Genomic DNA, 16,124 nt, shown 5'->3' with positions numbered 1-16,124 from the left:
ACGGTAGATGTGGTTTTGTAGGCCGCTGGTCGACTCGCAGGCGGGTCGCTCTATTGGCGATTCTTGCGAAATCGCTGCGGTGCTCCCTTATGCAAGAGCGTAGGTGGCGGTGAAACAGTTAGAAATAACATTTCGCTCTATACCTGCACTCAACTGCCTATATATCTTTTAAAAAACAGCTAGTTGCGAGGCATGACACCAGTCGTCTGTTTTATCGACGTAATATTGACAAAGATTTGCTATGGAACTTTAGTCTTATGTTATCGGGGGGGGCGCCCGCCTGAAGCTTGCCATCGCTTTGGCAACGCAAGGCGCGGTGATTCTCCTGAGAGGAGCAGAATCATGTCGTTCATTTCGTGCTTTTGCAGAGGGAAAGGGCTGTCCAGGACGTTCGCCTTCACTTCCAGATTCCATGGCCCACCCACGGCTCGAATCCGCTCTGCCTGATCGCCCGGCGAGCAATTCATTTCGCGAATTCCAGGCGCATATCCCGGGTCCCGGGTAACGCCAGAGCTCTCGCAAAAAAAACACAACTAACAAACTGCGCAAGCCAGCACTTGACTGGGCGCGGGAGGATTTTCTCGTCCCGCGCCTTCACCCAGACAGATCGAGGGCAATCCAAAATGGCCAATTTCAACAAGTCGGACCTGGAGTTCATTCTCCAGCAGATTTTCATCGCGGAAGCAGACTCGGCCGGTCAGTCGCTTGTCGACCTCATACCGAGCCCGGAATTTGCTTTTGGTCTGCGCACGGTCGACGGGACGTTTAACAACCTGAGACTGGGTCAGAGCGAGTTCGGCGCAGCCGACAACATTTTCCCGCGCATGACCACTCCAGTCTTCCGCCCGGCTGAGGCGGGCACCTCTTATACCCAGACCAGCGGCCTGGTGATCGACTCGCAGCCGCGCACCATCAGCAACCTGATCGTCAACGATACCGCCACCAACCCGGCGGCGGTCGCGGCCACGTTCGATCCCGGTCTGGATGGCATCCTCGGCACGGTTGACGATGTCTTGAAGGCCGGTGCGCAGGTCGTTACTGGAACCCGTACCGACGGCACGACGTTCCAGACCTTTTTCATTCCTAACGTGGCGCCGGACGCGGGCCTGTCCGCGCCGTTCAACTCGTGGATGACCTTCTTCGGTCAGTTCTTCGACCACGGCCTCGACTTGGTGACCAAGGGCGGTAGCGGCACGGTGTTCATCCCGCTGCAGCCGGACGATCCGTTGTTTGTTCCGGGTAGCCCGACCAACTTCATGGTGTTGACGCGGGCCACCAACCTGCCCGGGCCCGATGGCATCCTTGGCACCGCCGACGACATCCACGAGGCTTCAAACACCACCACGCCGTTCGTCGACCAGAACCAGACCTACAGCTCGCATCCCTCGCACCAGGTGTTCCTGCGCGCCTATGAATTGGATGCCGCCGGCAAGCCGGTGGCGACCGGCGAACTGATCACCAATCGTGACCTGGGCGCCGATGGCCTGTTCGGCACTGCCGACGACGTCGCAATCGGCGGGATGGCCACCTGGAAAGTGGTGAAGGCGCAGGCGCGCGACATGCTTGGCATCGAGCTCGACGATCTCGACGCCCTCGACCTGCCGCTGTTGGCGACCGACGCGTACGGTAACTTCATTCGGGGGGCGAACGGCTTTGCGCAGATCGTGACCGCGACCGGCTTGGTCGAGGGCAATCCGCTGGCGCCGATCGACGCATCGCTGGCGATCCGCACCGGTCACCAGTTCCTCATCGACATCGCGCACAATGCCAGCCCGGTGGACAGCCAGACCGGTGCGCCACTGACGGCCGATGCCGACCTCGTTGCCGGCGGCCCGGTGGCCGCCGGCTTCTACGACAACGAGCTGCTCGACGCGCACTACATCGCCGGCGACGGCCGGGTCAACGAGAACATCGGCCTGACCACCGTCCACTCCATCTTCCACTCCGAGCACAACCGGCTGGTCCAGCAGACCAAGGACACGGTCCTCGCCTCAGCGGCCGCCGGCGACCTGACGTTCCTGAACCAGTGGCTGCTGACGCCCGTCACGTCTGTTCCTGCTGATCTGTCGACCTTGAACTGGAACGGTGAGCGCCTGTTCCAAGCGGCGAAATTCGGCACCGAGATGCAGTATCAGCACCTGGTGTTCGAAGAGTTCGCGCGCACCATTCAACCGCAGGTCGATGCCTTCCTTGACTTCGATGACACAGTCAATCCGTCGATCGTCGCCGAGTTCGCACACACGGTCTTTCGCTTCGGCCACTCGATGCTGACCGAGACCATTGACCGGCTGGACCCCAACTTCGTCTCCAGCGAGATCGGCCTGATTCAGGCCTTCCTCAACCCGCTGGCGTTTGCGACCAGCGGCCCGACCCCGGAGCAGGCGGCCGGCGCCATCGTCCGCGGCTTGACGCGCCAGGTCGGCAACGAGATCGATGAGTTCGTCACCGAAGCGGTGCGCAACAACTTGCTGGGCCTGCCGCTCGACCTGCCCGCCCTCAACATCGCGCGCGGCCGCGATACCGGCATCCCGTCCTTGAACGCGGCGCGCCGTGAATTCTACGCCGGCACCGGCGACAGCCAGCTGAAGCCCTACACCAGCTGGGTCGATTTGGTGCAACACCTGAAGCACCCGGAATCGCTGATCAACTTCATCGCCGCCTACGGCACGCACGCCTCCATTACCAGCGCCACCACGCTCGACGCGAAACGCGCAGCGGCCACGCTCCTGGTGTTGGGCGGCGTCGGTGAGCCGGTGGATCGCCTGGACTTCCTCAACAGCACCGGCGTCTATGCCAACCTGGCAAATGGGGCAACCATTACCGGCGTTGATGCCATCGACTTCTGGATCGGCGGCCTGGCCGAGGAAAAAATGCCGTTCGGCGGCATGCTCGGCTCGACCTTCAACTTCGTCTTCGAGGACCAGCTCGAGAAGCTGCAAAACGGCGACCGGCTCTACTACCTGCACCGCACCCAGGGACTCAACTTCCTGAGCGAGCTCGAGAACAACTCGTTCGCCAAGATGGTGATGCTCAACACCGACGCGACCCATCTCCCGGGCCTCATCTTCTCGACCCCGACCTTTACTCTCGAGGTCGACGCCACCAGGCAGTTCAACCGGAGCGTGATTGCCGGTCTGGACGGCATTGTGGGCACCGCCGACGACCTGCCTGGCAACACCGATCCCACTGGCGGCACCATGATCAACGGCGTCGAAATCACGCCGCTGGTCATCCGTGACAACCCCAACACGGTCGGGCCCGATACCAACTACCTGCAGTACACCGGCGAAGACCATGTCGTGCTCGGCGGCACCGCCGGCAATGACATTCTCGTCGCTGGCGACGGCGACGACACGCTCTGGGGCGACGCCGGTAATGATCGCCTCGAAGGCGGCTACGGCAATGACGAGATCGAGGGTGGCGATGGCGATGACATCATTACCGACATGGGCGGCGACGACGTAATCCACGGTGAGGCCGGCAACGACGTCATCCACGGCGGCAACGGCACCAATATCATCCTCGGCGGTGACGGCAACGATTTCATCGTCACCGGCGAGGACTTTTCGGAGGTCTTCGCTGGCGCTGGCAATGACTTCATGCTCGGCAGCCGGCTGAACGCACAAATGATGGGCGGCGATGGCGACGACTGGATCGAGGTCGGGACCCAGGACGGCGCCCCCGGCGACAATTTCACCGGTAACCTGCCACCGGCTTTGCTGGCAAAGTTGACCGACGGCAACGACGTCTTCAGCGGTGACGGCGGCTTCGATGAAATGATCGGTGAAGGCGGCGATGACATCTTCATCGGCAGTGAGGGCCCGGACAAGATGTTGGGCATGTCCGGTTTCGACTGGGCCACCTACAAGGATGATCATTACGGCGTGACTGTGGACATGAGCCGCATCGCCTTCGAGCAATCGGCCCTGTCGCCTTCAGTTGCAGGCGTGCATACCAAGTTCCCCCAGGTGGAAGGTCTGTCGGGGTCGGCGTTCAGCGACATGCTGACCGGCGATGATGCCGACGCGCTCGCGATCGCCGCTGCCGGTGTCCAAGGCAGCGTGCTCACCAATATTGACCTCGTCAACGGTCTGCGGGCGTTTCTTGGCGCGGCTGCAGCCGGCCCGGACGGTATCCTGGGCACGGCAGACGATCAGTTCGGCGCGGGTAACATCCTCCTCGGCGGTGGTGCCAGCGACATCATCGAAGGCCGCGGCGGTGACGACCTGATCGACGGCGACATGTGGCTGAATGTGCGCATCAGCGTGCGCCAGAACCTTGACGGAACTGGGCCGGAGATTGCCACCTTCGACAGCATGGAGCCCATGATCCCGTTCATGCTCGATGGTACCTTCAACCCCGGTCAGTTGGTCATCGTCCGCGAGATCCTGACGGAGGCCCCCGCCTTCGACACGGCCTTGTTCACTGGCAACCGGCTCGACTATACCGTCACCACTGTGGGCGGCGTGACCACCGTTGCCGACAGCGTCGTCGGGCGCGACGGCACCGACCGCCTGACCAATGTCGAGCGGCTGCAGTTCAACGATCAGTCGCTCACCCTGCCAGGCGGGGTCGGGCTCAACAACGACCCGCTGGGCTTGCTGACCATACTCGATGCTGCCAGCAACACCCCGGACGCTACGCCGACCACGGGTCAGTTGCTGAGGGTGTCGGCTGCCGACGTGACCGATGCCGACAACGCCGGCGGTGCCATCACCGGACCGATCGCCTTCTACTGGCAGTTCGAAGCAGTCCCGGGTACGGGCGTCTTTCAGGACATCACCCGTATTGCGGACGGGGGCGCAGCATTGGCGCACATAACCGGGCCGACATTCAGGGTGACCCCGGATCTCGCCGGGCTGGAATTGCGCGTCAGGGCCGTCTATAAGGATGAAAATGGCGTGCTCGAGACTGCGTTCTCTGCTCCAACCGCAGCAGTTGTAGCCGGCGTTGCTCCGCCAGCGGCAGCCCCGCTGCCGGTCGAGACTCCGGTCGCCAGCACCGGTGTGCACTATATCCGGGCCGATCTGCAGTTCATTCTCGATCAGATTCTGATCTCGGAAAGGAATGCGGCCGGTGAGGATCTCCTCAGCATGCTGCCGAATGCACGGGTGCCTTTGGGCCTGCGCACGGTCGACGGGTCGTTCAACAACCTGGTGGCGGGTCAGAACGAGTTCGGTGCAGCCGACACGGTCTTCCCGCGACTGGTCCCGGCGCAGTTCGATACGGCGGAGGCGGGCACCTCTTACGCCCAGACCAGCGGCCTGGTGACCGACTCGCAGCCTCGCACCATCAGTAATCTGATCGCCGACAACACCGCCAACAACCCGGCAGCGATCGCGGCCACGTTCGATCCCGGTCCGGATGGCATCCTCGGCACGGTTGACGATGTCTTGAAGGACGGTGCGCAGGTCGTTACTGGAACCCGTACCGACGGCACGACGTTCCAGACCTTTTTCATGCCTAACGAGGCGCCGGACGCAGGTCTGTCCGCACCGTTCAATACCTGGATGACCTTTTTCGGTCAGTTCTTCGACCACGGCCTCGACCTGGTGACCAAGGGCGGCAGCGGCACGGTGTTCATCCCGCTGCAGCCGGACGATCCGCTGTTCGTTCCGGGCAGCCCGACCAACTTCATGGTGTTGACGCGCGCCACCAACCTGCCCGGGCCCGATGGCATCCTCGGCACCGCCGACGACATCCACGAGGCTGCAAACACCACCACGCCGTTCGTCGACCAGAACCAGACCTATACCTCGCATCCCTCGCACCAGGTGTTCCTGCGCGCCTACGAGTTCAATGCCGCCGGCGATCCGGTGGCGACCGGCAAGCTGATCACCAATCGTGACCTGGGCGCCGATGGCCGGTTCGGCACTGCCGACGACGTCGAAATCGGTGGGATGGCCACCTGGAAAGTGGTAAAGGCGCAGGCGCGCGACATGCTTGGCATTAATCTTACCGATGCCGACTTCGACAACGTGCCGCTGCTCGCCACTGATGCCTACGGCAATTTCATCAAGGGCCCGAACGGCTTCCCGATGGTCATGATGAGGGGCGCGGATGGTATTGCTGATACCGCCGATGATGTTCTCGTCGAGGGTAATCCTGCTGCGCCGATCAGCCTGGTCAATGCCGTGCGCACCGGCCACCAGTTCCTCATCGATGTCGCCCATAACGCCGTTCCGGTGGACAGCCAGACCGGCGCGCCACTGACGGCCGATGCCGACCTCGTTGCCGGCGGACCGGTGGCCGCAGGCACCTACGACAACGAACTGCTTGACGCGCACTACATCGCCGGCGACGGCCGGGTCAACGAGAACATCGGCCTGACCACCGTCCACGCGATTTTCCACTCGGAGCACAACCGTCTGGTCCAGCACACCAAGGATGTGGCCATCGCCTCCAACGATGTCAACTTCCTGAACCAGTGGCTGATGCCCGATGCCCAATTGTTGGTGTTGCCAACAACCGCGGCTGAGATCGCTGCCCTGCACTGGAACGGAGAGCGCCTGTTCCAGGCGGCGAAATTTGGTACCGAGATGCAGTACCAGCACCTGGTGTTCGAAGAGTTCGCGCGTACCATTCAGCCGAACATCGATCCCTTCCTTGGCGAACACCAAAATTATCAAACCGAGATCAACCCGGCGATCGTCGCCGAGTTCGCGCACGCGGTCTACCGCCTCGGCCACTCGATGCTGACCGAGACCATCGACCGGCTGGACCCCAACTTCGTCTCGAGCGATGTCGGCCTGATTCAGGCCTTCCTCAATCCGCTGGCGTTTGCGGCCAGCGGCCCGACGCCGGAGCAGGCGGCCGGTGCCATCGTCCGCGGCGTGACGCGCCAGGTCGGCAACGAGATCGATGAGTTCGTCACCGAAGCGGTGCGCAACAACTTGCTGGGCCTGCCGCTCGACCTGCCCGCCCTCAACATCGCGCGCGGTCGTGATACCGGGCTTCCGACCCTGAACGAGGCGCGTCGTGAGTTCTACGCCGGCACCGGCGACAGCAACCTGAAGCCCTACATCAGCTGGTCCGATTTGGTGCAACACCTGAAGCACCCGGAATCGCTGATCAACTTCATCGCCGCCTATGGCACGCACGCCTCCATTACCAGCGCCACCACGCTCGACGGGAAGCGCGCGGCGGCCTCTCTCCTGGTGTTGGGCGGCGCCGGCGAGCCGGCGGACCGGCTGGACTTCCTCAATAGCACCGGCGCCTGGGCGAGTGGCCCGACCGGCGTCACCATTACCGGTCTGGACAACATCGACCTCTGGATCGGCGGCCTCGCCGAGGAAAAAATGCCGTTTGGCGGCATGCTCGGCTCGACCTTCAACTTCGTGTTCGAGAACCAGATGGAGAAGCTGCAGAACGCCGACCGCTTCTACTACCTGGAACGCAACGCGGGGCTTAACTTCGTCACCGAGTTGGAGAACAACTCGTTCGCGAGACTGGTGATGGCCAACACCGATGCGACCCACCTCCCAGCCGTCATGTTCTTGACTCCGGCCTTTACCCTCGAGGTCGACCCGACCAGGCAGTTCAACGAGAGCGTGATTGCCGGGCCGGATGGCATACTGGTCGACGATCCATTGACGCTAGTCAATGAGGCCGCCGACAACCTGCCGGGCAATGCCGACCCTGTCGGCGGCATCCTCCTCACGCCGCTGGTGATTCGGGACAACCCCGCGACGGTCGGCGCCGATACCAACTACCTGCACTACACCGGCGAAGACCATGTGGTGCTCGGTGGCTCGGCCGCCAATGACATTCTCGTCTCTGGCGACGGCGACGACACGCTCTATGGCGACGGTGGCAATGATCGCCTCGAGGGTGGCAACGGCAACGACTTCATGGTTGGGGGCGACGGCGACGACATCATCACGGACCTGGGTGGCGACGACACCATTCATGGCGGCGACGGCAACGACGTCATCCACAGTGGCAACGGCGTGAATCTGAACCTCGGCGGCTTCGGCAAGGACTTCATCGTCACCGGTGAGGACTCCTCGGAGGTCTTCGGTGGCGCGGGCGACGACTTCATCATGGGCAGTGTCGCCGACGAACAACTGATGGGCAACGAAGGCGACGACTGGATCGAGAAGGGAACCGCCGATGGTGCTCCCGGCGATAATTTCGACCCGAACGGGCTCGATCTGATACGCGGTAACGACATCTACATCGGCACCGGCGGGCCCGACAGATTCATGGCCGAAGGTGGCGACGACATCATGTTCGGCAACGGCGGCGCGGGGGACCGCTACCTGGGTGGCTCCGGTTACGACTGGGCCGGCTTCAAGGACGACCCGTTCGGCGTGTCCGTCGACCTGAGCCTCGCCGAGATCGCTATTGCGCCGCCACTGCCGGAGTTGGCCGCAACCGTGGCTCGGTTCCAACTGGTGGAAGGTCTGACGGGATCGCACTTCAGCGACATCCTGCGTGGCGATGATGCCGATGCCACCGTGATCGCGGCTGCCGGTGCTCAGGGCAGCGTGCTCACCAACTTCGACCTGGTCAGCGGCCTGCGCCCGTTCGTCGGCACCGCAGCAGCCGGCCCGGACGGCATTATAGTCACGGCAGACGATCAGTTCGGCGCCGGCAACATCATCCTCGGCGGCGGCGGCAGCGACATCATCCAAGGCCGTGGTGGCGATGACCTGATCGACGGTGACAAGTGGCTCAATGTACGTATCAGCGTGCGGCAGAACATTGATGGCACAGGTCCGGAGATCGCAACATTCGACAGCATGGTCCCGTTGGTGCCGCTCATGCTCAACGGCACTTACAACCCCGGCCAACTCGTCGCCGTCCGTGAGATCCTGACGGATGCGCCTGACCCCCTTAACCCTGGCCATTCCTTCGACACGGCCCTGTACACCGGCCTTCTGGCCGACTACACCGTCATCGAGAACGTCGACGGCACGATCTCCGTGGCCGACAGCGTCGTGGGTCGGGACGGTACTGACAGGCTCAGCAATATCGAGCGGCTGCAGTTCGCCGATCAGTCGCGGGTCCTGGTGGCGGGCTTGAACGCCGAGCCGGTGGGCTTGCTGAGGATCAGCGATGGCACGCCGGCCGTTGGACAAGTGTTAACGGTGTTGGCCGACACCGTCAGCGATGCGGACAATGTCGCTAGCGGAGGTGCGATCACCAGTCCCATCGCCTTCGTATGGCAGGTCGAAACAAACCCGGGCACAGGTATCTTCGACGACATCGGTATTGCGCTCGGAGGCGGACTAGGAACCGCGACCGGTCCGACCTTCACGGTGACCGCGGCTGAGGAGGGACTGCTGCTGCGCGTCAGGGCCGTCTATCAGGACGCCCACGGCGTGCTGGAAAGCGTGTTCTCGGCGCCGACCGCGCCAACTGCGCCGCTCGGCGGCAGCCCCGTCAACGTCCTGCCGGTTGGCACGGTGCTGATCAGCGATACGACCCCGACGGAAGGCTCGGCCTTGACCGCCACGGATGCGTTCACCGACGCCGACGGGACCGCGACCTCGGTGATTACCCGTCAGTGGCAGGCGGGGAGCGGTGTGATCTTTGCCGACATCGCCGGTGCGACGGGCACGACCTTCACGCCCGGCCAGGCGCAGGTCGGTCAACAACTGCGTGTCATCGCGAGTTACACCGATGACCTCGGTACACTTGAGCGAGTCATCTCTGCAGCAACGACAGTGGTCGGTGATCTGTTTGTCGGTACCGCCGGTGTCGACATATTCACCGGCACGGCAGGCGACGACGTGGCCAGCGGAGGTGATGGCAACGACATCCTGAACGGCTTGGGCGGCAACGACATCCTCAATGGTGACGCGGGCAATGACATTCTCATCGGGGGGGCGGGTGCCGACACGATGGCCGGCGGTGTTGGCGACGATATCTACGAAGTCACCGACCTTGGGGACGTGGTGACCGAGCTCGCGGGTGCCGGCAACGACGCGGTCTGGACCTCGCTCGGGAGCTACACCCTGAGTGCCAACGTCGAGAATCTGTTTTTCGGCGGCAGCGGCAACTTTGTGGGCATCGGCAACGAGCTCGACAACACGCTCGTGGGCGGTGCGGGTAACGACGTCCTCCTCGGTGGCGCAGGTGCCGACGCGATGGCCGGCGGTGTCGGCAACGATGTCTATGAAGTCACCGACCTTGGGGACGTGGTGAACGAGCTCGCCGGTGCCGACACTGACACGGTCTGGACCTCGCTCGCGAGCTACACCCTGGGTGCCAATGTCGAAAATCTGTTTTTCGGCGGCAGCGGCAACTTTGCGGGTATCGGCAACGAGCTCGACAATACGATCGTGGGCGGTGCGGGTAACGACTTCCTGGCCGGCGGCGCAGGTAACGACGTCATCCTCGGTGGCGCAGGTGTCGACACGATGGTCGGTGGCGTCGGCAACGATGTCTATGAAGTCAGCGAACTCGAGGACGTGGTGACCGAACTCGCCGGTGCAGACACGGATACGGTCTGGACCTCGGTCGCGAGCTACACCTTGGGTGCCAACGTCGAAAATCTGTTTTTCGGCGGCAGCGGCAACTTTGCGGGCACCGGCAACGAGCTCGACAACGCGATCGTGGGCGGTGCGGGTAACGACGTCCTCATCGGCGGCGCAGGTAACGACCTCATCATCGGTCGCGCAGGTGCCGACACGATGGTCGGTGGCGTCGGCAACGATACCTATGAAGTCACCGACCTTGGGGACGTGGTGAACGAGCTCGCCGGCGCAGACACGGATACGGTCTGGACCTCGCTCGCGAGCTACACCCTGGACGCAAACGTCGAGAATGTGTTCTTTGGCGGTACCGGCAACTTCACGGTGGTCGGTAATGCGTCAGACAACGTATTCGCGGGTGGCATTGGCAATGACACCTTCGTGTTCAGCGCAGGTTTCGGAAACGATTTGATTATCGGTTTCGAAACCAATCCCATCGGCGGCGGTCAGGATCGGCTCAATATTGCCGCATTCAACATCACGGCGGCGGACTTTGCCGGTAGCGTCAACGTCGCCGATGCCGGTGCGGATACCGTGGTCACCATCGGAAATGACACCATCCGCCTGGTAGGTGTGGCCGATGCAACAACCGTTACTGCCACGGACTTCATTCTGGCCACTTGAGGTCCTGGTCAGTACTGTCGCAGAGAGCGTGGACAGCGGAGGGGAGGGCAATGGATGCCCTCCCTTTCTCCTTCCACTCAATTGCCTCATGAATGCATTCTGTGTGGGAATTCAGGGAGGGCTGAATCGACCAGGATTTTGCAGCGATAGCGATGATCATGGCGTTGCGAGCTGCTCTCGCATAATCGGAGACGTTCTTCTATTTTTCCGGCGTGAAATAGCTCTTTTCAATAGCTTTGCGGGTCGAGGCAATGATTTCCTTGCGAGTTCGTTCTTTCTCGACTGCTCGGGACAGGACTAGCGCTCCCACACATTGAGCGATGACGGCCCATGCCGCATTAGGGCTACCGAGACGATCGGCCCAGGCTTTCTGTATTTGCTTCAGGCCTTTTTCGACGGCCACCCGTACCTCCGGTTCGGCGCGCGCAATCTCTCCACCCAAGGCTGGAAGGACACAACCTTCTTCTGGATGAAGGACATGAAAGGTACTTAGGTAGTTGCGTAAACATTGCTCCAGCTGGTCGCCTGATGCGTTTTGTCCACCAGCCAGCATTTCGCTGCTGTTTCTAATCTCATCCTCAATCACTGCCTGAAACAGCGCCTGTTTTGAGGGATTGTCACGGAAAACCCTGAGCAAACTCTGGAGTCTTGGCTCGTCGCTTATCACGATGAGGGTAAGCGCGGCCTGGGTCGAATCGAGAAGAATGACTATTTGTTTGATCCGGGCTTCTGCAACGTGGCCTCGGGCTGGGAGAAAGGCATCGTCGAAAAGAACGTCCAGGACAGCCGGCGACACATCTGGCTCGATGCTCAAGATTGCATGCTCCACACCTTTGAAGAACTGAATGTCTGGCTCGGACAACATTATCGTGCGCTCTGGAGCGAGCTGCCGCACCCGCAGTACAGCGGATTGACAGTGGCGGACGTGCTGGAACTGGAACGGGTGGAAATGATGCCAATACCGCGCGCTACGACCGGCTCCGTACCACCGATGAGGAGACGCGTAATGCGTGATCTTATGGCGGAACTCAAGGAGCTGCGTCTGCATGGCATCGCCAGCGCCTGGGAAGAACTTGCGTCCCAAGGCGAAGCCGCGACGGCGTCGTCGAAATGGCTGCTCGAACACCTGCTTCAACAGGAACATGCAGATCGCGCCGTACGCTCGGTGAATCATCAGATGAACATGGCCAAACTCCCCATGCATCGTGATTTGGCAGGCTTCGACTTCAGCCAGCGCAGACACCCGCTTGGTCAGGGATCTGTCCAGACTGGAGTTCACCGATACCGCGCAGAATGTCGTGTTCATCGGCGGGCCTGGAACCGGCAAGACCCACCTGGCCACCGCCTTGGCCGTGTCCGGGATCACGACGCATAACAAACGCGTGCGCTTCTACTCCACGGTGGATCTGGTCAATTTGCTGGAGCGCGAAAAACACGAGGGTAAGGCAGGCCGAATCGCTCAAGGGCTGCTTCGCACAGACCTGGTGATACTCGATGAACTGAGGTATTTGCCTTTTAGTCAGAGCGGTGGTGCCCTGTTATTTCACCTGCTGTCCAAGCTATACGAGCACACCAGCGTGCTCATCACCACCAACCTCAGCTTCTCGGAATGGTCGAGTGTTCGGCGACGCCAAAATGACCACGGCGTTGCTGGATCGGCTGACACACCACTGCCACATCGTCGAAACGGGCAACGAGTCCTACCGGCTGCAACACAGCAGCTTGGTCGCCCAGACAAAAATCAAATCACGTGAGCGAAAGCGCAAGGACGACGACGGTACAGAGGACGATGAACCGTTTTGATCGACACCGGGAATACCCTGCCGCATGCCTGCATGCGGTGGGATTCACCGGCGGTTGCCTGTGCGGCAACGTGCGAATTGTCGCGTCGGGGGCAGCCATTCCGGGTCGGCGTTTGCCATTGTCTCTACTGCCGCAAACACCATGGGGCGCTGTTTCACGCATCCGTGATATTCCTTCAGGATGCGGTAACGATCGACGGCGAAACACGTGACTACGCCGGGCGATATTTCTGTCCGCGCTGTGGCTCATCCGTGTTCGCGCGCACCGCGGACGAAATCGAAGTGAACCTCGGGTCCCTGGATGTCCCTGACCAACTGGTGCCCACCTATGAAAGCTGGACCGTGTGTCGCGAGTCCTGGTTGCCGCCGTTTCCCCTTACACGACGATACGAGCGTGATCGAGACTCCACGGGGCGTTTTGAGGCGTAGGGGGCGCGAGCGATGTCGAATGTCTCGATCTGATCGACGGAAATTTGACTGTTTTTTATAGGGTGGTACGCCCGCCAGCCATTGTTTCGCATAACCGGCCGGCAGGTGGATGTCAGTTGGTGACCAGCAGTTCCGGGCCGAGGTAGTTGTTGATTTGCTCGATATCGTCGTCGCCCAGACTGCCCACCGAGGAGGCCAGACGCAGGTGCGACATCAAATAGCGCAACTTGGCCTCGAACAGATCGTGGCGCGCAACGAAGAGCAGCTCTTCGGCATTGAGGACGTCCACGTTGGTGCTGGTGCCGCCCTCTTTGAAGCCCTTGCGTGTCGAAATCAGTGAGCGTTCGTTGGACTCTACGGCTCTCTCCAGCGCGTGAATACGTTTGGCGCCACTCTGTATGCCGCGAAACTCACGGGTGGTTCCGGAGATGACTTCCAGGCGTGTGGCGTCGAGTTCGTCCAGGGCCTTATCGCTATTGGCACTGGCCTGGCGTGTCAGCGCGCTGACGCCGCCTCCGCTGAACAGCGGGAAATTGACTTCCAGCCCGATTGAGCCGTAGCGGTTGCGTTGATTCAATTCGGAGAGTGATTGGCTCTGGCCCGCGGTGTAGCCGGCAATGAAATCCAGTGTTGGCCAGTGGCCGGCCTTGGCGCGCTTCACTTCTTCTTCGGCGAGGTCGCTGCTATAACGGCGCGCGTGGATCAGCGGGCTATCGGTTTGGGCTTTGACCAACCAGTCCTGCAGGTTGCTCGGCAGCAGCGGCGGTGTATCGAAGCTCGGACGTAAGGTCGTCAGCGATTCGGGGGTTTCACCGATATATTCCTCAAGTTTGCTGCGCGCGTTGACCAGGTTGTCCTGCGCTTCGATCAGTTCGGCATCGGCGAGGTCGCGGCGAGCGACCGACTCGTCGATGTCGGTGATGGTGCCGGCCCCCAGCTCCATGCGCCGTTTCGCCGAGGCGAGTTGCTCGTCGAAGGCGCGCAGCTTGGATTTGGCCAGGACGATGGTTTCGCTGGCCAGGAGCACATCAAAATAGCTTTCCGCCAGACGCACCGCGGCGTCCTGCGTCTTGGCATCGAACACCGCGACGCTGTAGTCGGCACGCTGCTGACCCTGGCGGTACTCGGCCATCTTCTGTTTGTTGAACAGCGGCTGGCGCAGGCGCACGTTAGCGCCCTTGGAGGTGTAGTCCAGATCATTGTCAACGCCGTTCTGGCGTTGGGAGCCATTGACCTTGTTGTCGTAGGCCGAGGCATTGATCTGCGGTAGCAGGCCGGCCGTGCCGATGGCGCGGTTTTCCGAACCGGCCTCTTTTTCATGCACGGCGGCGCGGTAGATAGGGCCCTGGAACTGCAACAGGTCCCAGGCTTGCTTGAGGTCCATGGCGCTGGCCGGTAAAGCCAGCCCTAGCAGGCAGAGGAACAGGCAATGACGTCCCATTGATTTCATTGTTCCTTGAATGAGCTGTCCACACGGTCGAGCATTGGTTTAAGAAGATAGCTCATCATGTTGCGTTCGCCAGTCTTGATGGTGACGGTAGCGGGCATGCCGGGGCGAATGTGATTGGTTCCCAGCAGGCCCATGCCATCGGGCGTGACTTCCACCTGGGCCAGATAGAACGGCTCCTTGCTTGCCTCGTCGAGCAGGCGGTCAGCGGAGATGGTCTTCACGCGGCCGGGGATGTTGGGCGTCCGGGCATGGTTGAAGGCCGGGAAGGCGATGTCCACGGCCAGGCCGGGGACCATCTTGTCGATGGCCTGCACGGGGATCATCGCGTCGACCTGCAGCGGTTCGTTGAGCGGAACGATGTCCATGATCTTGAAGCCGGGTTGAATGATCCCGCCGACGGTGGCAATGCTCAGGGCCTGGACCATGCCATCGATCGGCGATCGAATCACGGTGTGGGTCACTTCATAGTCCAGCGCGCGCAAGCGGTCGGCCAGGGTGGTGTTTTCCTTGGCGGTGTCGGTCAGTTGCGATTCGACTTCCTTCAGGTAATCGTGCTGGCGCTGCAGGATGCGCAGTTTGATTTCGGTGGTCTGGCTGCGCACACGAGCGATGTTGTTGAGGTTCTCGGCCTGACCGGCGGCGAGGTCGGCATTGCTGCGTTCCAGCTCAAGCAGGCGGTTGCGCGGCACATAGCCTTCGGCCGCCAGCACGCGGGTGCCTTGTAGTTCCTGGTTGAGGAAGTTGATCTGCGAGCCGCGGGCGCTATAGACCTGCTGCAGGCCCTTGAGCTGCACCGCCGACGCCGCCAGGTTTTCTTCCAGGATGCTGATTTCGCCAGCGAGACCCGCGCGCCGGGTGTCCAGCAGGCGCTGTTGCAGATCCATGGCGGCCATCAGGCGCTGGTCACCCCTGAAGCGCTTGAGCAACTCGGGATCGAAGTTCACCACAGCGCGGTTGTCACGTTCCGCTTCCAGGCGGTTTTCCACCGTCTTGCTGACGATGTACTGGGCGCTGACCGCACCTTGTTCGGCAAGGGCACGCAAGGAGTCGAGGCGCACCACTTCCTGACCTTTTGCCACGACATCGCCTTCTTGAACGAGAATCGCCTCCACGGTCCCCCCGCTGAGATGCTGCACGGCTTTGCTTTTGCTGGTGACTTTGACCGTGGCTGTGGCTACCACGCCGGCATCCAGCGGCGCCAGCCAGGACCACAGGAGGAAACCGCCGAAGCCGGCGATCACCAGCCAAATGCCCCAGCGCGCGGGTCTATGGATGTTCAGATCCACCACGTTCTTGGGATCGATATGAATCATCTCGGTGTGTTGGCTCATTTGCATG

The 16,124-nt window shown here is 61.6% G+C and carries 4 protein-coding genes and 3 pseudogenes; 4 read left to right on the top strand and 3 right to left on the bottom strand.

Features of this window, described 5'->3' with window-relative positions:
- The first annotated feature begins 623 nt into the window (after positions 1-623).
- Entirely contained in the window at positions 624-11,105 is a 10,482-nt protein-coding gene (locus ACWGZX_RS00785) for a peroxidase family protein (RefSeq protein ID WP_452626890.1), read from the top strand.
- Positions 11,106-11,304: 199 nt separating this feature from the next.
- Here ACWGZX_RS00785 and ACWGZX_RS00780 read toward each other — a convergent pair whose 3' ends face one another.
- On the bottom strand, positions 11,305-11,919 hold the full coding sequence (locus ACWGZX_RS00780) for a hypothetical protein (RefSeq protein WP_452626889.1): 615 nt from the start codon (positions 11,917-11,919) through the stop codon (positions 11,305-11,307).
- Here ACWGZX_RS00780 and ACWGZX_RS00775 point away from each other — a divergent pair.
- From ACWGZX_RS00775 to ACWGZX_RS00765, 3 pseudogenes are all read left to right on the top strand, one after another.
- A pseudogene (locus ACWGZX_RS00775) lies at positions 11,815-12,090 on the top strand (IS21 family transposase); the annotation flags it as partial. The gene ACWGZX_RS00780 and the pseudogene ACWGZX_RS00775 overlap by 105 nt on opposite strands.
- Before the next feature lie 21 nt (positions 12,091-12,111).
- Positions 12,112-12,908: pseudogene (gene istB / locus ACWGZX_RS00770) on the top strand (IS21-like element helper ATPase IstB).
- Positions 12,895-13,336, top strand: a pseudogene (locus tag ACWGZX_RS00765) (GFA family protein). Before istB ends, ACWGZX_RS00765 begins: the two co-directional pseudogenes overlap by 14 nt.
- Positions 13,337-13,448: 112 nt before the next feature.
- Here ACWGZX_RS00765 and ACWGZX_RS00760 read toward each other — a convergent pair.
- Together ACWGZX_RS00760 and ACWGZX_RS00755 are read right to left on the bottom strand one after the other, a co-directional pair.
- Positions 13,449-14,777 carry a TolC family outer membrane protein gene (locus ACWGZX_RS00760; RefSeq protein WP_452626888.1) on the bottom strand — a complete coding sequence of 443 codons (1,329 nt, stop codon included), beginning with the start codon at positions 14,775-14,777 and terminating at the stop codon, positions 13,449-13,451.
- Between the two features lie 5 nt (positions 14,778-14,782).
- Complete coding sequence (locus ACWGZX_RS00755) at positions 14,783-16,123, bottom strand: HlyD family type I secretion periplasmic adaptor subunit (RefSeq protein ID WP_223511136.1); 1,341 nt, start codon at positions 16,121-16,123, stop codon at positions 14,783-14,785.
- Between the last annotated feature and the right edge of the window lies 1 nt (position 16,124).

It is taken from the genome of Pseudomonas sp. CLCA07, from assembly GCF_053615335.1.
The sequence above is the reverse complement of the archived record's forward strand: the minus strand, read 5'-3'. Positions and strand labels throughout refer to the sequence as shown.

Bases quoted from the DNA above. Each gene is read 5' to 3' on its own strand.
- ACWGZX_RS00785 (WP_452626890.1), top strand. From the start codon at position 624: ATGGCCAATTTCAACAAGTCGGACCTGGAGTTCATTCTCCAGCAGATT.
- ACWGZX_RS00760 (WP_452626888.1), bottom strand. From the start codon at position 14,777: ATGGGACGTCATTGCCTGTTCCTCTGCCTGCTAGGGCTGGCTTTACCG.
- ACWGZX_RS00755 (WP_223511136.1), bottom strand. From the start codon at position 16,123: ATGCAAATGAGCCAACACACCGAGATGATTCATATCGATCCCAAGAAC.